The organism is Lentimicrobium sp. S6, from assembly GCF_013166635.1.
Classification (GTDB): Bacteria; Bacteroidota; Bacteroidia; order Bacteroidales; family UBA12170; genus UBA12170.
The window spans coordinates 24,569-44,826 of the sequence record NZ_JABKBZ010000012.1 but is presented as its reverse complement, the minus strand read 5'-3'; the positions used below and the strand labels follow the sequence as shown (position 1 = coordinate 44,826).

The following is a 20,258-nucleotide window of genomic DNA, read 5'->3' as shown; positions in this document are numbered from 1 at the left end:
AATGAAAATCAGAAAAATTCAAATCTTATTATTTCTCCTTATGCTGATGAGCTCCATCCAAGCTCAAGTATCAGAAAACGAATTTAAAGCCGCTTTTATTGAGCGTTTTACTCGTTTTGTGGAATGGCCCATGGAGTTTAACAGCGAAAGCGATACATTTAAAATCGTGGTCATTGGAGAAACACCTATTCAAAAATCTCTTGATGAATTATTTGAAAACACCAATATCAAAAAATTAGATGTAGAAATAAAATACACCAATGAAATACAAGATATCAAAGAGGCTAACTTGGTATATATCTCTTCAAGTGAAAAAAACAGAATCGCTGAAATCCTTTCTTTCACAAATGAATACCCAATACTCACCATAAGTGGGTCAGAAGGGTTTGGAGTAAAGGGAATACACATAAACATGTATATTGAGGATAATCATATCCGTTATGAAATTAATGAAGAATCCATTAAAAATTCTAATCTGAATGTTAGTAGTCTCCTACTCAATTCGGCAAAAATTGTAGAAACAGATGAATAAGCCAAACTACATAAATAATTTGTCGATTAAAAATAAGATGATAGCCATTATTCTATTCATTACTTTTTTGACCATTAGTATAGGGTTTACATTCATTAGTTTATGGAATACTAACAGATTGAAAAATGAAATACATTCTGGGCTTATACTGAATGCCAAATTAGTGGCTAGTTATTGTATTGCTCCTTTAACATTTGACGATAATCAACAAGCGACCGAACTCTTATCACAATTAAAAAACATCAATTTTATCGAAGTAGCAATATTGTATAGTAAGGATGGTGAAGTATTCGCTCAATATTATGAAGATGAAAATCACAATAAAAAATCACCGCTCTCGATTAATAATACAAACACTTTTAAAGATGATTATTTTTATATAACTGAAAACGTCATTTTCCAAAATGAACAATATGGAACCCTTTTTATTAAAGCAAACTCAAATGCCCTCATTCAGGCTAAAAGAAACATGCTCATCATTCTTTCTATACTTCTGATCATTCTAATTCTATTATCATTGATTTTAGCCAATTCGATGCAGAAACACATCTCTCAGCCTATATTAACATTAAGTAATCATGTTAATAAAATGGCATCTAACCAAGATTTTTCGGAATCCATTTCAAAAAAATATAACGACGAGGTAGGTTTACTATATGATGGTTTTAATAATTTCTTAAACCAGATAAACATCAGACAAGAAGAACGAGATATTGCCATGTCCGCTTTAATTGAAAGTGAAGAACGCAATCAAATTCTCTTGAACTTCTCACCTGTGGGCCTCGTATTAAGCAAAATGGATGGCACATTTATAGAAGTTAATTCTTCTTTTGAAAAGATATTAGGAATGGATAATCCTGAAATTCTAAAGCTCAGCTATCATGATATCAGTCCTAAAAAATACCATTTGGAGGATGATAAACAATTTGAAACCTTAGTAAAAACGGGGAAATATGGTCCTTACGAGAAAGAATTCATCAATCGTAACGGAGATTTAGTTCCTGTTAATCTTAGTGGAATCATCTTAGAAAGAGATGGTGAAGAATTCATTTGGTCAAGTATTGAAGATATTACAGAACGTAAAAAAGCGGAAGAGGAAATTCATGAATTATTGAGGGCCTCTAAAAAATCTGGAATTGTTTTGCTTAGTGTTTTGGAAGACGAGAGATTTGCACGAGAAGAAATTAAAAAGCTGAACGAGAACCTAGAAAAACGAGTTAAAGAGAGAACTCAACAGCTCGAATCTGCAAACAAAGAAATGGAGGCTTTTAGTTATTCGGTTTCACATGATTTAAGAGCTCCTCTGCGGCATATTAATGGATATATAGATATGCTTAGGAGACAATTCCCAGAATCCATATCCACAATAGGTATGAGATATATGGATATCATAGCTGATTCTGCTCATGAAATGGGACAATTAATTGATGATTTACTACAGTTTTCTCGAACAGGACGGCAAGAAATGAAAAAATCAGATGTAGATATGAATTTAGTCTTTGAACAAGCCTACCAAAGAGCCATTTCCAATTCCGAAGACAGAAATATTATTTGGAAAAAGAAAAAACTTCCTATTACTTATTGCGACAAGTCTTTGATTAAACAAGTGTGGGTTAACCTTTTAAACAATGCTATAAAATTCACAAAAGAGAAGGAAAATGCAATAATTGAAATTGATTATCAAGAAAATGAAAAATATTTTGTATTTTGCCTATCCGATAATGGTGTTGGTTTTGACATGAAATATGCTGATAAATTATTCGGAGTATTTCAGCGCCTACATTCAAAATCAGAATATGAGGGAACAGGTATAGGACTAGCTAATGTTCAAAGAATTATAATACGTCACAATGGAGAAATTTGGGCTAAAGCAGAACCTAATAAAGGAGCTGCATTTTATTTCACAATACCAAAATGCTAGGAGGAAAAAAAATGAATAAACTAAAACCAATATTATTAGTTGAGGATGATCCTAGAGATGCCGAATTAACCATTATGGCTCTTGCAGATCATAATCTATCAAATAGAGTTACCCATGTAAATGATGGTGTAGAAGCTTTAGAGTTTTTACGCTACCAGGGGAAATTTGCTGATAGAGAAAGGGAAATCCCTGCTGTAATTCTCTTGGATATTAAAATGCCTAAAATGGATGGAATAGAAGTATTAGAAATTATACGTAATGATAATACACTAAAAACCCTCCCCATCGTTATGCTATCATCCTCCCGTGAGGATCCTGATTTACAAAAATGCTACGCTTTAGGTGTTAATGCCTATGTTGTAAAGCCCGTTGATTTTAAAGAATTTATAGACTCAGTAAAAAATATTGGAATATTTTGGGCTCTTATTAATGAAATCCCATCAAATAAATAGATAAATGGACGCATCAAGCCACACATATGGGAAATTAAAAATATTATCTATAGAGGATTCTATTATGGATTTTGAGATTATTCAAGAATTATTGGAATTTGCCGAATTCGAATTTGAAATGGATAGAGTTGAGAATGAAATAGAATTTGAAAAAGCACTCTCTATTCAGAAATACGATATCATCCTCTCCGATTTCAGACTACCTGGCTATGGCGCCTACCCTGCACTTCAAAAAGCACTCGAAATATGCCCCGAGATTCCCTTTATCATTGTTTCTGGTTCTATAGGTGAAGAAACCGCTATTGACCTGATCAAAAAAGGAGCTGTCGATTATATATTAAAAGATAAACCCGAGAAACTACCCTATTCTATTATCAGAGCTCTTGAGGAAGCTAAAGAAAAAAAAGAACGCAAACAAGCCGAACTAGAACTCATAAAGGCAAAAGAAAAAGCAGAGGAATCTGACAGATTGAAATCTGCCTTTTTAGCCAATATGAGCCATGAAATCCGAACTCCTATGAATGGAATACTTGGTTTTGCTGGACTTTTAAAAGAACCCAATTTAAGTGGAGAAGAACAACAAAACTATATTCGAATCATCGAAAAAAGTGGCGTTCGAATGCTTAACATTCTCAATGATATCATCAATATATCCAAAATAGAATCAGGTGCCATGGAGATCTTTCTACATGACATCAATATCAATACTCAATTAGATGATATTTATAACATGTTTAAGCCAGAGGTAGAAGCCAAAGGATTTACATTTAGCGTAAAAAAAGCCTTCTCAAACGAGGAGGCCATCATAAAAACTGATGGCGAGAAAGTATTTTCTATACTCACTAATCTGATCAAAAATGCTATTAAGTATAGCGAAAGAGGACATATAGAATTTGGATATACTGCTGATAACAGATGTATTGAATTCTATGTGAAAGATAATGGAATTGGAATCCCAAAAAATAGACAAGAAGACATATTTGAAAGATTTATTCAAGCCGATGTTCCAAATAAAAAAGCAAGACAGGGAGCAGGTTTAGGGCTTTCCATAGCTAAAGCCTATGTGGAAATGCTTGGTGGTAAAATTTGGATAACATCTAACTCTATGGAAGATTCCTCAGAAAAAGAAACAGGAAGCACCTTCTATTTTAATGTTCCTTGTCAAAAAGAATCCATAAACCTTGACAAAGAAGTTCCTGAAGAAATGGTTCGATTAGAAACCAAAGCACGTAAATTAAAAATACTGATTGCTGAGGATGACCTTATTTCAGAGGAATATATTTCTATAATGCTAAAGAAATTTGGCAAAGAGATAATCAGTGCAAAAAATGGTATCGAGGCTGTGGCTGCTTGTAGACAGAATCCTGATATTGACCTCGTATTAATGGATATCCAAATGCCTGAGTTAAATGGTTATGAAGCTACCCAACAAATTCGTGAGTTTAATAAAGACGTATATATTATCGCTCAAACAGCTTATGCCCTAAGAGGAGATAAAGAAAAGGCTATTGCCGCTGGATGTAATGATTATCTAGCAAAACCTATACTGGCTTGTGATTTAAAAGAAAAGATAAATAAGTTTATTGATGCTGTATAATATAAACCTGAAAATCATATGATTTAGAAAGATTCTTTTGCTATTTTAGCCTATCTCAGGCGCTCCAATCTAATCTCAATCATACCCAATCTTCATGTTAAATATGTACACGGCTTAAAGCAATGATATAGCTAACCCAATGATATATCATTAAAAAAAACCTCACAATACTAATCATGAGGCTTATCTTTTATCAAAATGCCTTAATCAATGATTTCTAGAGCACCTAAACCCTTCAACCTCAACTCTATGGCATTTATTTTTTGCTGACTTCGTTCTAGGCTTATCATTAGATCTTCCATTTCCTCTTTGGCTATTTCTAAATTCTCTCTGGCCAATGTGGTTGGACCATAAGAAGAATTACTAACGCAAGCATATGCCGTTCCTATTCTTTTTGAAATGGTTGGCCTATAGTCTATCTCTAATTCTCTGATAACCTTTGGATTATTAAGCTTATTATCGAGCGCATGTAATTCTTTTATCAAATTATAAATATCTTTCGACAAAGATTTGGAAGTTTGATTTGACTTTTTATAAGCCATTTGTATTTTTTTAGATTTTTCTAAAGTCTTTTTCATTTTAATTTGAATACTCTGATGCTCTGCAGAAACCTCATCCAATTCCTTCCAAAAAGAGGCCATCTCTTCTAAAGAAGCTGAAGCCAAACTTCCTTCAAATAGTTTCGTAACATTAAACTGGATAGTGTCAGTCATCCTTATATATTCTCCTTCTTTCTCCTTTACTAAAACAGCAAAATATTCTCCAGGGGCTACCATTTGACCCGTTGAGTTCTCTGTTCTTTTATCAGGTACATCAATGGGTTTTATAGATTCCTTAGTATAATTCCAGCTTATTCTATGAATACCCTTTTTATTTTTAGCTGCCAATTTCCTCAGAATCATACCATCAGCATCTAGAATTTGTATCCAAAACCTAGTTTCTATTTCTCTCAACTCCTCCTCTATCTCGTTCCACTCAGGAAACACCAAGTCTTGCTTATTCTTTTTCAATTCCTTTTCTTCTTTTTGTCTGCTGGCTTTTTTCGTTAAAGACTCCTCTTTTAATAAATAAGTAAAGGTGACACCAAATTCAGGATTATCTGCTACATAAAAGGAAGCCCCTTGAGAACCCTTTTTGGACCCACCAATCGGTCGGCTTTGAAAATACCAAAGCCCCTCTCTAGAATCGAATAAATAGGCTTGCTTTTCAAGCATTTCTTCGCTGAGGTTTCTCATAAAACTATAATCATCTAAAACGAAAAAACCACGACCAAAAGAAGCTGCAACCAAATCGTTTTCTCTCTTTTGAATGGCTATATCTCTAAAGGAAATGGTAGGCAATCCACCTTTGAACTTCACCCATTCTTGTCCCCCATTAATACTAAAATACAGACCAAATTCGGTCCCAGCAAATAACAATTCAGGCTTAAGGTGGTCTTGTACCACTCTCCAAACTAAATCTACGGAGTCCAAACCATTGATAATAGGATTCCATGACTTTCCTAAATCTTGGGATTTATATAGGTAGGGGTTAAAATCGCCATATTTATGATTATCTAAAGCCACATATAAAGTATTCTCTTGATGCAAATCAAATTTAATATCGTTTACAAACGCTGTACTTGGACAATTAGGTAAACGATTCACTTCAATTAATTGCCAGTTCTCACCTCCGTCTTTTGTCAACTGAATGCGACCATCATCAGTTCCAACACAAATTAAACCTACTTTTAAAGGTGATTCAGAAATGGATGTAATGGTATTATAATTACTCATAGCCCATAAATCCCAGCCGGCATCCCAGCCCCAAGTTTGATCCATTATAGGCAGTTTAAATCTATTTTCATTTTTGGTGAGGTCGCCGGAAATTCTTTTCCAGCTATCTCCTCTATCCTCCGATTTATATAAATACTGAGAAGCAAAATATATGTGCGATGCATGATGAGGGCTTACCAAAATAGGTGCATCCCAGTTATATCGCTCTGCCATTTCACCTTTACCAGGCTGGGGCTGTATAAAAACACGCTCCCCTGTTTTTCTATCTAATCGGAATAAATAACCTTGTTGTGATTCGGCATAAGCAATATTGGGATTTCCAGGTTCTGTGGCCGGTTGATGTCCATCACCTCCCAAAACGATTTGCCAATCTGCATTGGTAATTCCATGGGCATTTACGGTTCTACTAGGCCCCACCTGAGTAGAATTATCTTGTGTTCCACCATAAATATTATAAAAGGGTTCTGTATCATCCAAAGCCAATTTATAGAATTGTGTGACAGGAAGATTATCAATATAACGCCAGTTGAGGGTCTTATCAAAGGTTTCATAAATACCTCCATCACAACCTACTAACATATAATTAGGATCTCCTTTTCTAAACACAATGGCATGGTTGTCAGAATGTTTGAATTCTTCCTTAACTCTCGTAAATGTTTTTCCTCCATCATTAGAAACTTGCATTCGCACATCTACCAATACAATTCTATCCAATTGATTGGGATCAGCATATAATTCCTGATAATAGTGTGGGCCTGTGGCCCCAGATACCGTTTCCGACATTTTCACCCAAGTCTCTCCCCTATTCTCTGAACGATATACCGCTCCTGTTCTTCTTTCAAACTCAATGGCTGCATAGAGTATATCTGGATTGATTGGTGAGATGGCCAAACCTATTTTACCTTTGTCTTTTTCGGGAATCCCATTTTCCAGTTTCCTCCAATTTTCTCCTCCATCAGTGGATTTATAAAGCGCAGTTCCAGGACCTCCAGCCATGTAGGCAGCTACATTTCTATGCCTTTGCCAACTAGCAGCATATAGTATATCAGGATTCCGAGGGTCTATTTGCAAATCAGTCACGCCAGTCCACTCATCTATGATTAAACTCTCTTTCCAAGTCTTCCCACCATCCAAAGATTTGTATAAGCCTCTTTCTCCTCCTTTGCTCCATAATGGTCCCTGACTGGCCACCCAAATAATATCGGAATTCGATGGATGAACAATGATTTTAGAAATATGCTCAGATTTTTTCAATCCCATATTTTTCCAGGATTTTCCGGCGTCTTCACTGAGATAAGCTCCATCTCCGATACTTACATGTCGGCCACCCACATTTTCTCCGGTTCCTAACCAAATTCTATTTTCATTAGAAGGGTCTATGGTAATACAACCCGTAGAATAGACTGCATATTTATCAAAAATCGGGTTCCAAGTTGTACCTGCATTGGAAGTCTTCCATACCCCTCCTGAGCCCACAGCCACATACCATTCTACTGGATTATTTGGGTTTACAGCAATATCTGCAATGCGTCCAGACATAAATGCAGGACCCAAGTTTCTAAATTTAATCCCTGATAGCAATTGGGAATTGATAGGGTTCTTTTTTTCTTCTTTACTTTTCTTTTGAGCTTGTACAGATAGACCAAAGATTAGCGCTATCAAAAGGATAACTACTTTATTGAGAAGTGATTTCATTGATTAGTTTTTTTTGGATTCCCGAAGGTACAAAATAAAATACAACAGGTTCAATTTAGCGATTTCTTAACGAAAAATATTGACAAATTCATTGGATTTAAACTAGAATAACTTGGGGCTAATATCAGAAACATTCCATTTATTTAATTGAAGTATTTAGATAAGTACTTATTCAAAACTAGAAGACAAACACCTAATACAATGATATTCAGTCTTTTTTTCGTTTGCCCCAACCCCAAGGGGAGCGAAAAAAGCATACTCCAAAACAATTAGTTCTACAGTTTAGTAAAAAACAAACTTATAGCCTACTTGAAATAGACACCATTAAAATAAGTAAGTAATTGAACACCTCAATTATTTAATAATATCTGTAGAGAATTTGAAAACTTTCTAAGGCTAAGAAATTAGAACCGTTTTTTTATCAATCCTTCACTTTCCAGTTTTGTACTTAACACTTCGTGTCTTTCCCAAAACCGCTTCTCCAAACCCTCCAAAATTTCAATAAATTCAGGACTTGAAGAAATACTTTCCAGATGTCTTTCATTGATTAAGAACAAAGTCCAAAGGTGATAATTATCGGAATTTGAAAACAACCTCAAATTGTCCATGGCTTTTTCTGTATCATTTATATAGGCATAATAGCCGCACATTAATAATGGTTGGTATATGGATTGATCGTTCTCGGAATAAACACGATATTCTTCCAGCAAATCATGTTCCTCTTGCTCATAGCCCAACTCCTTACAGGTCCATGCGATTTTAATATTTTCATGTACAAATAAATAAATATCGTACTTCTCTTTAGCTACAATTAATTTATTATAAAAATGATAAGCCATCTTATAATTACCCAATATATAATAGCTTTTTGCCACTTCTTGTATTACATCTAAACGTGTGGTATCCATATTATATACTTCAAGTAGTTTATCATTCGTTATCTCCATATTCCTATGCTCTGCATACTCAATATAAACTTTCAAATAATGTGAATAGATATTCTGAGGATAGTAGGCCAAAGACTGATTGGAATATTTTAAAGCCTCTTCTATAAATCCTGCTTGTATAAAAGCATTACTCAGGTGTAAATAAAGGTATGAGCTAGCAGACGAGTCATTAGAGCTCTTATCCACTTGTAATCCCTTTAGGGCGAACTCTAAATATTTCTCTGTATTGGGTATGTAATTGGTATAAAAGTCGGATAAGAAATTGAGTACAAAAGCCGAGTTGGGATGATATTCCAAAGCCTTTTCAAAATAAGAAACCGCGATTTCATATTCTTTCTTCGTCATATAAGAAAATGCCTTGGCTACCAATGATTGTGGTGATTGAGGGTCAAGCAAATACGCTTTTTCAGCATAAAACTCGGTCTTTTCTATATATTGTTTTTGAACCTGAAAGATATCTAGATAATAATAGGCCATAGCAGTGGCAGCATAGGCTCTTGCAAAATCTTTATCTTGTTCAATGGCAAGTGAAAAGAAAACAATAGCGGAATCTAAACTAGTTCCAGTAGGATTATATAATAATTCAAGTCCTTGTAGGAAGAAATCGTAGGCTACAATATTATCAGTAGGTATTTCTTCAATCCTTTCCATCTCAGCAGGTGTAATTTTCACTTCTACTTGCTGCACAATTTTCGAGGCTACTTCCTTTTGAATTTCAAAAATATCATTCAGTTTCCTATCATATTGCTCCGCCCATATGTGCTTATCTCTCTGTGCTTCTATCAATTGAATATTCAATAAAATCTGATCTCCAACTTTTTGACCACTTCCTTCCACAAAATAGCTCACCCCAAGTTCTTCAGCTATTTCAGCTATGGTTTTATTTGAGTTTCTGTATTTCTCGACTGATGTGCGTGAAATCACCCTTAGGTCTTTCACCTTTTGCAAATTATTGAGAATGGCATCCATTAAACCATTGACTATATATACATTACTAGAGTCTTTACTGTCATTTTTAAAAGGCAATACAGCTATGGACTTGTCAATGGGCTTACCCTCTTCACTAAAAATCGTTCCCACCCAAATGGAAAGGCCAATGATGATAACCGAAAGAGGAATTAACCAAACATATGGTTTTCTATTAACATGAACCTTCTCTATTTCAATCTGCTCTCCTGCAGTCTTTTCTTTCTTCAGATATTCTCCTGGCGAAAGTTCATATTCCTCCTTAAAACATTTAATATAATATGAAATACTGTTAAACCCTACCTTAAAACTTATCTCAGATATGCTCAAATCAGTCTCATCAAGAAGAGTTTTAGATTCCTCTAAACGCACTTTCTTAATAAATTGGCTGGCAGATAAACCTGTATCCTTTTGCATTTTCCTGAGCAAAGTAGAACGACTCATACCAGATTCTTCTGCTAGTTCTGCCACTCCAAATTTCTCATTGGAAATATGCTTGAGAATAATCTGTTTCAATTTATCTATCAATTCCTGATTTGGCATTTGTTGTCATTTTTAAGCTCATCAAAGGTAGTATTATCCTTGAATTAATAAATGGAAGAAAATTGAAAATATTTAATCACAATTTCAGACTTTAATTAAAAAATGATGCATCATTTGTACAAATGATGCATCATTTTTATTAATGAATGAAAGTTTAAACTTTATGAAACACTGTTATTTAATCACTTAGAATTATTCGACAGATATTTGCTCAAAATTAAAAAACAATAAAACGATGACAACAAAAATCAACATTTTAAGAAAAACAGCTTTTATTATTTCACTTTCTCTTATTATTATAGGAGGGTATTCATGTGAAGGATGTCATACTCCTGAAGAACAAAAAACAAAAACGGAGAAGGTAGAAAAACCAAGCATGGATATTTTTGCAGCGGTGTTTATGAGCAATAAAAAAGCTGTAGAACAACATATAAAAATAGGTTCCGAGTTAAATGGAAGAGACGCTTATGGTTCAACTCCTTTAAATATTGCTTGTACTTTTGGCAAAACAGATATCGCTATCATGCTGATGGATGCCAATGCTGACATTAATGCAACTAATGCCGATGGCTCTTCTCCATTACACACCGCTGCTTTTTATTGTAGAACAGAAATTGTAAAAGAATTATTGACTCGTGGAGCAGATAAAACACTTATCAATCAATATGGTTCTACTGCTTTACAATCTGTTTCTGGACCATTTAGCGATGTTCAACCTATTTACGAGCAAATTGCAAAAGATTTAGGAGCATTAGGTTTAAGATTAGATTTAGAGAGACTAGAGAATACAAGACCTGAGGTTGCTGTTCTATTATCAAAATAAAAGAATTGGTATTTAAAACTGACCTCTGACACAAAATGATTTCCCTTTTTTGACTAAGCTACTAAATCAATCAACCATAAGCAGTTAAACAGGTTTTAATAAAGGGGAATCATTAACCAAAAACAACAAATAGCTAAAATCACTTTAAATAATAATGATGGAAAGAAGACATGATATAGATTGGTTGAGAGTAATTGCTATTGGCCTTTTAATTATTTATCACACTGCAATTGGATTTCAACCCTGGGGTGTATTTATCCAGTTCATACAAAATAATACTTTTTTAGAATGGATTTGGTATCCTATGTCCATGTTAAACATTTGGCGAATCCCACTTTTGTTTTTTGTATCAGGAATGGGGATTGCCTTTGCCATGCGCAATAGAAACCTTAAACAACTCTTTTTAGACAGAACCATTAGAATACTGATGCCTTTTGTTTTTGGAGTCATAGCTATTGTACCCATTCATGTTTTCATTTGGCAAGATTACTATTCTCAAGAACTCAGCTATGCTCCTCATGCTGCACATTTATGGTTTCTTGGCTTTATCTATATTTATGTTTTTCTGTTTAGCTCCATATTCTATTATATGGATAAAAATAGAAATTCCAAATTCCCCGAAAAGCTAAATACCATATTCAAAAATCCATTGTCATTACTATTGGTGGCTCTTACATTTGTTATTGAGAGTGTTTTAGTAAATCCCGAAATGTATACCTTTTATGCCATGTCTTTACACGGCTTTATTATGGGAGGATTGGCATTTCTATGGGGCTTTACATTTGTAATGTCGGGGTCAAACATTTGGCATATGCTGAAAAAATGGAAATATATATTTCTCATTTTTGCAAATGTATTATTTGTAATCAGACTATCTATTTATGATTTAGAATCCCCAAATATATTAATGAGTTTAGAAACAGTATTCTGGACCTCCTCTGTTTTCGGTTTTGCTAATCAATATTTTAACCGTCCTAGCAAATCACTAAGCTATTTAAGTCAAGCTGTGTATCCTGTTTATATCATACACATGATCATGCAGTATGCAATTTCGTATTATATTTTCCCATTGGAAATCTCTGCCTTTATTAAATACTTATTGGTCTTTTTTATTACCTTTCTTGCTTCATTTATGGTTTATGAATTGGTATTAAGGCGGGTGAAGTTTCTTCGCCCTTTATTTGGGATGAAGATTATATTATAGTCATTAATAAATATACTTTCACTTACTTTATTCCTCAAAAATCCCTTCTTTTGCAGAAAATACAGATTGCAAAGAATGAATCAAGAAATCGTAAGTCCAGGCCCAAATAATACACTCCTCAATAAATATGGAGAAAAAGTGACTCCTCCTGCAGGATGGAGTTTTTTAGCTGCTGGAGATGCTGGAATCACCAGAAAGATAACAGCCAAAGGATTGTTCTGGAGGGTTCAATATAAAAAGGGCAGACGAATGATTTCAAAAGGCGTTTGGGCGCCCAGTGAAACCATTGCGTGGGCAAAAAAAGAAGTAGAAGAAACTAGAAACACCGATGCCTACCAAAAGAAAAGACTTAGCGATTTAAAAAGGCGAGCCAAAAAGCAAGACGAATATGAGGAGGATTTTCAGAAAGAAGTGGAGAAATATTTAAAATTCCACCTCAAATATAAAACCATGGAGAAACTGATGGCAGAAGCTATTACCAAACATGCCGTTCCTGTGGGTAGTGGCACCGTTGCAAGAACAGCCATGATTCCCATAGAAGAACGAGCAGCAAAAGCCGTTATCGCCTGGATGAGGCACCAAACTACCGCTTACGACCATCTTAATATTGCAAGAATTAAAGGAGAACGACGAGCTGTAAGACGTCAACTAGCACAAGAATCTGTTAAGCTTTTAATGAAGTACAGAAGTGGTGAACCCCTTTCTCCCCATTGTTCTTTGCGAACTGCACTTCAAAAAATTCACCGCAACCCATAAATATGAATTAAAAGCTTAATTTTGCCCTGCTTAAAATCAAAAGAATAATTATGATAGAATATTGCCCTTGTGGAAACAACAAAGTTTATGAAGAATGTTGCAAACCATTCATCGATAAAAAAGAATACCCAGATACTGCAGAAGAGCTAATGCGTTCTCGCTATACTGCTTTTACACTAGGCAAAGTTGATTATATAATTAATACTCATATAGAGAAAATACGTCCCGTTAAAGAAAGAAAAAAGATGCAAAGATGGATGAATTCCATAGAATGGTTGGGATTATCTATTGTAAAAACCGAAGCTGGACAAGCCAATGATGAAATTGGATTGGTAGAATTTAGAGCCATTTATATTGAGGATGGATATACAGAAGCACTACACGAACAATCTAATTTTGAGAAAATAGATAGAAAATGGTATTATGTTTCTGGCACACATTTACAGAATGACAAAGTCTATCTAAAATATTAAAACAATCATAAATTTCTATATTTGCGCATCTTTTTAAAATCAATATTATGAGTCTGAAAATTGACAAAACCCAATATATTTTAGAATCCCAAGCCACAAAGAAAACCTTTAATGACGAGGGCTGGACATTAAATGCTCCCAATGAAGCTCAAGCCGGTTTGGTGAGAGCTATTTATGAAAAAAAACAATTGGAAGTCAAGGATGATTCCTATGGTTTATTCAAATTTGCTGATTGGCTGCCTATCCACAAAATGATTAAAGGCTCCTTTGCACCAGTCACTTTTAAAAGCGAAGGTTTAGCAAAAGAAATCGGACTCAATAATTTATATATTACTTTTAGTGGGTATTGGCCAGAAAAGAACATAGAAATGAAAACTTGTTCTTTTAAGGAAACGGAAAGTTATTCTGTGTGCTCTCGAATGGATAATGATGAGAAAAAGGTTTTAGTGGTGGCTTCCGCTGGAAATACGGCTCGTGCCTTTGCCCAAGTATGCTCAGACAACCAAATACCTCTTTTATTAAGTGTCCCTGAAGATAATTTGAACGCCCTTTGGTTTGATGCACCTCTAAACGATTGTGTGAAACTTATCGCCAGCAAAACTGGAGGAGACTATTTTGATGCCATCCATCTATCTAATATAGCATGTGAGATGAATGGTTTTTTCGCAGAAGGTGGAGCCAAAAATGTAGCCCGACGAGATGGAATGGCAACAACCATGCTATCGGCAGCTACTACCATTGGAGAAATCCCAGAATATTATTTCCAGGCCATAGGTAGTGGAACAGGCGCCATTGCAGCTTGGGAAGCCAATTTAAGATTATTAGAGGATGGTAGATTTGGAAACAGAAAAACCAAATTAATGGTTTCTCAGAATTCTCCCTTTAACCCTATTTACGATGCTTGGGAAGCTGATTCTCGTCCTTTATTAGATTTCAACAACGATGAAGCACGCAAACAAGTTGAAATCATTGATGCCAAAGTATTATCCAATAGAAAACCTCCCTATTCATTAGCTGGTGGTTTATATGATGCCATGAAAGATGCTGGAGGTGAAGTACTTTTAGCGACCAATGAAGAAGCTAGAAATGCAGCTCAATTATTCTTAGAATCAGAAGGAATAGATATTCACCCAGCCGCTGCAGTTGCTGTTGCCACTTTAATATCTGCTGTTAAAGATAAAAAAGTAAATACTGATGACTTGATCATGCTCAATATTACTGGTGGTGGAGAAGAAAGATTCAAATCGGAAAAAGAACTATTCTACTTAAAGCCTACATTGATTTTTGATATTGACCCTGATGAGAATTTTGTGAAAGAACAAATCAACCAACTAAACTGGTAATAAGCGCTACTCATTCAACTATTGCATTATTCAACAAGCAAAACAGAATAATCTAACCATGTATATTGAATATTTTATTTTCATTATACATGGTTATTTTTTTCTAACATTCTATCATTCCTTTATTCATTCCCCTCCCACATATTATAAATTTAGAAAAACTAAAAAATTGCCCTTTCTCTTTCTCCCATAAACCATACTTTTGTACTGATTATTTCGCAAAACAAATCAAAGGATGAATTCCAAGAACAATAAGCTCATCATTAAAAATGCTGAAGAACACAATCTCAAAAATATTGATGTTCAAATTCCTCATAACTCTCTTACCGTAATTACTGGGGTATCGGGTTCTGGGAAATCGAGTTTAGCCTACCAAGTGATATTTAATGAAAGCCAGAGGAGGTTTTTAGAATCATTTTCTTCCTATTCCAGGTCGTATATAGGCAAAATGGAGAAACCAAAAGTTGAGGAAATAAAAGGTTTACATGCAGCCTTGGCTATTCACCAGAAAACCGCAGTTTCAAATCCTCGCTCTACAGTTGGCACCTTATCTGGTATTTATGATTATTTACGCTTGCTATTTGCTCGTTTAGGAGAAGTAAAATGCCTAAACTGTGGCGCAGAAATGAAAAGCAAAGCGGAAAATATCTGCTCCAATTGTGGTTATTCAAATATTAAGATACGGGCCAAACTCTTTTCTTTTAACTCCAGTGCAGGAGCTTGTCCTACTTGTAAAGGCTTAGGACTAACAGAGCAAATAGATCCAAAAAAACTCATTGCTGATGAAACAAAAAGCTTAACAGAAGGTGCACTCGTCCCCACTACTCCTACTGGCTATATTGTTTATTCTCAGGTGAGAGTAGATGAGCTGGATAAGGTTTGTAGAGCTCATGATTTTTCGGTAGACATCCCCTGGAAGCAGTTGACTTTAGAGCAACAAAATATTATTTGGTATGGTAGCGACAGAGTGAAAATCCTATTTGGAAAACACTCCTTAGAATCTCGTTTAAAATGGAAAGGAATTACTGCAAAACCTCGTGAAGAAGCTTTTTATAAAGGCATGCTTCCTATTATGGAGGAAATCTTGAAACGAGATAGAAATGATAATATTCTCCGATTTGCCAGCTCTTTTACTTGCACTGATTGTGAGGGTACTAGACTGAGAAAAGAAGCACGAAATGTACACCTTTTAGGAAAAAACATCAGCGATTTAAGTGCTATGACCGTAGCGGACCTAAAATCATTTCTGGATAATTTGAAACATGAAGACATTCAACAAGATGTACTCGAACATATCCTCAAACCTATTTTTAAGAGATTATATCATCTAGAATTATTGGGTTTGAATTATCTCACTTTGGAAAGAGAATCCGCAAGTCTTTCGGGTGGCGAAGCCCAAAGAATACGATTGGCTTCTCAACTAGGAACAGGATTACAGGGGATTCTATATATTTTAGATGAGCCTTCCATTGGTTTACATGCTCGTGACAATCAGAAATTGATTCAGGTTTTACGAGATTTACGAGACAATGGGAATACCGTAGTCGTGGTGGAACACGATGAAGAAACCATAAAGGCTGCTGATTATTTAATAGATATTGGACCAAAAGCAGGAGTTCATGGTGGAGAAATTTTATTTCAAGGGGAAACCCAAGAATTACTTCAAAACCCAGAGAAATATCCCAAAAGTATAACCGCTCAATCACTTTCCACTACTCATTCTACTTTTATTACTAGCAAAAACCGAAAAAGCATTGGTGAAATCAAACTCACCGGACTCCTCAAAAACAATTTGAAGAATATAGATGTTGATTTTCAATTAGGCCTACTCAATGTGGTGACTGGAGTTTCTGGTGCTGGGAAATCTACCTTAGTGAATCAAATTCTTGCCCATATGTTGCGTAACAAGCAAACAGAATCAGAAATTGGTAAGCTAGAATCCTCTGAAGAAATCAAAAAAGTAATTGAAATCGATCAATCTCCCATTGGAAGAACTCCCAGAAGTAATCCTGCAACTTATACTGACTTATTCGACCATATCAGAGATTTATTTTCTAAGCAAGAAGAATCGAAAAATAGAGCATATAAAAAAGGACAATTCTCTTTTAATAATAAAGGAGGAAGATGCGAACATTGCCAAGGTGCTGGTAGAATTCAGCTCGGTATGCATTTCTTAGGAAATGTGGAAATTGAATGTGAGCATTGTCATGGAAAGCGATTTTCGGAGGAAACTTTAGAAGTCACTTATCAAGGAAAAAACATATATGAGGTATTGGAAATTTCCATAGAAGAAGCTTTTGAGTTTTTTCAAGGGCATAGTAAAATCACTAGAATCCTCGACCAACTCATTCAACTCGATGTGGGTTATTTGAAACTCGGACAAGCATCGACCACCCTTTCTGGTGGCGAAGCGCAAAGAATAAAACTGGCTTCGGAACTCTATAAAAGTTCGAAAGGTCATGTGCTTTATATTTTGGATGAACCTTCGGTGGGATTGCATAAAAAAGACATTAGCTATTTGATTCAAGCTCTTCAGAAAATAGTAAATCAAGGAAATACGGTTATCGTCATAGAACACGACTTGGATATTATAGAACAGGCTGATAGAGTTATAGATTTAGGCCCAGAAGGAGGAGAAAACGGAGGAAGGCTATTATTTCAAGGAAGTCCTAAAGGATTAATAAAATGCTCCGAATCCATTACCGGACAGGAGTTGAAAAAGAAGTACGAGCCTAAAGAGTGGGGAACTCCAACTTCTCGTCCAGCCATTGAGCAACAGAATATTCATTTTTACGGCGTGAATACTCATAATTTGAAAAATATCGATGTGGAGATTCCTCTAAACCAAACTACCGTCATCACAGGAGTTTCGGGTAGCGGAAAGAGTTCCTTGGCCTTCGATACTATTTATTCAGAAAGCAGAAACCGCTTTACCGAAAACCTTTCTTCCTATGCCCGAAGAATGATGAATAAAGTAAAAAAGCCAGATTTAGAACAATGTTCTGGCCTCACTCCTGCCATAGCTTTTCGTCAGAATCGATTTCAGAAAAATCCTCGTTCCACTGTAGGAACCGCTACCAAAATCTATGATTTATACCGCTTATTATTTTCTCGTTTTGGAGAAAATGAAAAAGGAGAAAAGGGTAATTTAACCATGTCCGATTTTTCTTTTAACAGAGCTGAATCTTCGTGCCCACATTGCAATGGAATGGGAATTATGATTACTGCTGACCCACAAAAGTTCATTAGTTTTCCTGATAAATCACTATTGAATGGCGCCATGGATGGAAATAAACCAGGGAAATTCTTTGGAGATATCCATGGTCAGTTTGTTCCCACTTTAGTTCAAGTTGGAAAGGAATTAGCTATTGATTTTTCTCTTCCCTATCAAGAACTTTCCGAGGAAGCCAAAGAAATAGCATTTTATGGATGTGGAGAACGAATTTTCTATGTGGAATGGCAGTTTAAAAGAGGAAATAGAAGTGGAACGCATCAGCTACAAATACCTTGGCATGGATTTATCAATGAGCTTAACGAAGATTACCAAATAAAAAAGGATGGCAAAAGAGGTGAGATTTATGAGTTTATCATGAGTGAAATAAAATGCCCGAAATGCCATGGAAAAAGATTAAAAGAGAAAGCCCTGTCCATTAAATTTAAAGGGTTTAATATTTCAGATATTTCATCTTGGAATATCCAAAAAGCGCAAGATTATTTTAAAGAACAAGCAAAATCATCAGACATAGCCGCTGCACAAATCTTTACACAATTAAATGAGAAGTTCAATATTTTTCAGCAATTAGGATTGGGATATTTAAATATAGATCGCCCCATACAAAGCCTTTCTGGTGGTGAAGCTCAACGATTAAGGATTGCCAGTCAGCTGGTATCTGACTTATGCGGTTTAACTTATGTTTTAGATGAGCCAACAGTGGGCTTACATTCTAGAGATACTGAAAAACTTCTAAAAACCATCTCTCAACTCAAAGAAAACGGTAATACCATTATCATGGTGGAACACGATATGGAAGTGATTAAAAATGCAGACCATATTATCGATTTAGGTCCAAAAGCCGGTAATAATGGTGGCGAAATCATCACTCAAGGAAATATAGAGAAAATTAAAAATTCTGAGGATTCTATCACTGGAAAATATCTCCATCAAGAAATCAATATTCCAGTATCAAAAGCACAGCTCCAAACTGGAATACAAATTAAAGCGGCCCATGCTCATAATCTAAAAAATATCGATCTCAAAATCCCTAGTGGAGGAATGGTTGCGGTTACTGGTGTTTCAGGTTCGGGGAAATCCTCATTGGTTTTCACTGTGATTGCCAAATCCTATAAAAGTGGTAAAGCAGAAAATTGTGAATCCATCTCCTTCGATAATATCAATTCCATATCCATCATGGACCAGCAAAGCATTGGAACATCTTCACTAAGTAATTGCGCCACTTATACTGGCATTTTTGAAGACATCAGAGATATATTTGCCAAAGAGTCAGAAGCCAAAGCAAAAGGCTTTAAGAAATCACATTTTTCATTTAATAGCAAAGATGGCAGCTGCCCCGCTTGTAAGGGAATGGGACAAAATAAAGTCCCTATGGATTTCCTCTCCGATGTTTGGGTGACTTGCGAAATCTGTGATGGTAAAAGGTATAAAGAGGAAGTTCTCGAGGTGAAGCACCAAGAGAAATCTATTGATGAGGTTTTAAAAATGAGTATTTCAGAAGCTAAAGAGTTCTTTTCTCATGCAAAGAAAACAGCTCCTGCTTTAAACATTTTAGAGGAGGTAGGACTTGGATATATACAGCTGGGACAAGCCACTTCTACCCTATCGGGGGGCGAAACCCAAAGGTTGAAATTAGCCCATGAGTTGAACAAGCAAAGCAGTTCCAAAACCCTCTTTATCTTTGATGAACCGTCTACAGGATTACATATACAAGATGTGGAACTACTTTTAAAAGTATTTAGAAAATTAGTAGATGAAGGGCATTCTCTTATTATTGTTGAGCATAATATAGATATTATTAAAGCAGCTGATTGGATTATCGATTTAGGTCCAGAAGGTGGAGATGCTGGTGGAGAATTGATTTTTTCAGGTAAATTAGAGGAACTTAAGACTTGTGATGGGTCTTTTACTTCTATGGCATTATGTTAATTTGAGAAATCCACAAATGATAGTGATTTACTAAGACTTATCTATTTGTATTATTTACTAAATTTGGCAA

At 35.2% G+C, this 20,258-nt stretch carries 12 protein-coding genes; 10 read left to right on the top strand and 2 right to left on the bottom strand.

All coding sequences use genetic code 11. The annotated features are described in order from the left end of the window. The first annotated feature begins 1 nt into the window (after position 1). The 4 genes from HNS40_RS06335 to HNS40_RS06320 are packed head-to-tail and all read left to right on the top strand — an operon-like array spanning position 2 to position 4,502. Positions 2-532 (top strand): YfiR family protein, encoded by a 531-nt coding sequence (locus HNS40_RS06335; RefSeq protein WP_172278829.1) that lies wholly within the window; start codon positions 2-4, stop codon positions 530-532. Beyond that, a complete protein-coding gene (locus tag HNS40_RS06330) occupies positions 525-2,453 on the top strand; it encodes an ATP-binding protein (RefSeq protein WP_172278828.1) in 1,929 nt (642 codons plus the stop codon). The genes HNS40_RS06335 and HNS40_RS06330 overlap by 8 nt, the downstream gene beginning before the upstream one ends. An 11-nt stretch (positions 2,454-2,464) precedes the next feature. Continuing rightward, positions 2,465-2,905 carry a response regulator gene (locus HNS40_RS06325; protein ID WP_172278826.1) on the top strand — a complete coding sequence of 147 codons (441 nt, stop codon included), beginning with the start codon at positions 2,465-2,467 and terminating at the stop codon, positions 2,903-2,905. Positions 2,906-2,909: 4 nt separating this feature from the next. Continuing rightward, complete coding sequence (locus tag HNS40_RS06320; protein ID WP_172278825.1) at positions 2,910-4,502, top strand: hybrid sensor histidine kinase/response regulator; 1,593 nt, start codon at positions 2,910-2,912, stop codon at positions 4,500-4,502. 203 nt (positions 4,503-4,705) lie between these two features. On the opposite strand, the gene HNS40_RS06315 is transcribed toward HNS40_RS06320, so the two are convergent. Then, positions 4,706-7,972 (bottom strand): glycosyl hydrolase, encoded by a 3,267-nt coding sequence (locus HNS40_RS06315; protein WP_172278823.1) that lies wholly within the window; start codon positions 7,970-7,972, stop codon positions 4,706-4,708. Positions 7,973-8,376: 404 nt separating this feature from the next. Then, positions 8,377-10,428, bottom strand: a complete 2,052-nt coding sequence (locus HNS40_RS06310) for a helix-turn-helix domain-containing protein (protein ID WP_172278821.1) — start codon at positions 10,426-10,428, stop codon at positions 8,377-8,379. Positions 10,429-10,663: 235 nt separating this feature from the next. Here HNS40_RS06310 and HNS40_RS06305 point away from each other — a divergent pair, with 235 nt between their 5' ends. The 6 genes from HNS40_RS06305 to uvrA all read left to right on the top strand — a co-directional run bounded on the left by HNS40_RS06305 (position 10,664) and on the right by uvrA (position 20,188). Further along, complete coding sequence (locus tag HNS40_RS06305) at positions 10,664-11,251, top strand: ankyrin repeat domain-containing protein (RefSeq protein WP_172278818.1); 588 nt, start codon at positions 10,664-10,666, stop codon at positions 11,249-11,251. A 157-nt stretch (positions 11,252-11,408) separates the two neighbouring features. Next, positions 11,409-12,455 carry an acyltransferase family protein gene (locus HNS40_RS06300; protein WP_216663654.1) on the top strand — a complete coding sequence of 349 codons (1,047 nt, stop codon included), beginning with the start codon at positions 11,409-11,411 and terminating at the stop codon, positions 12,453-12,455. A gap of 75 nt (positions 12,456-12,530) precedes the next feature. Continuing rightward, entirely contained in the window at positions 12,531-13,211 is a 681-nt protein-coding gene (locus HNS40_RS06295) for a DUF2293 domain-containing protein (protein WP_172278814.1), read from the top strand. Between the two features lie 50 nt (positions 13,212-13,261). Then, on the top strand, positions 13,262-13,684 hold the full coding sequence (locus HNS40_RS06290; RefSeq protein WP_172278812.1) for a YchJ family protein: 423 nt from the start codon (positions 13,262-13,264) through the stop codon (positions 13,682-13,684). Between the two features lie 47 nt (positions 13,685-13,731). Then, the gene (locus HNS40_RS06285) at positions 13,732-15,027 is read left to right on the top strand and encodes a cysteate synthase (RefSeq protein WP_172278810.1); all 1,296 of its coding nucleotides are present in this window, start codon (positions 13,732-13,734) and stop codon (positions 15,025-15,027) included. A gap of 235 nt (positions 15,028-15,262) precedes the next feature. Further along, complete coding sequence (gene uvrA, locus HNS40_RS06280; RefSeq protein ID WP_172278807.1) at positions 15,263-20,188, top strand: excinuclease ABC subunit UvrA; 4,926 nt, start codon at positions 15,263-15,265, stop codon at positions 20,186-20,188. Positions 20,189-20,258 lie beyond the last annotated feature (70 nt).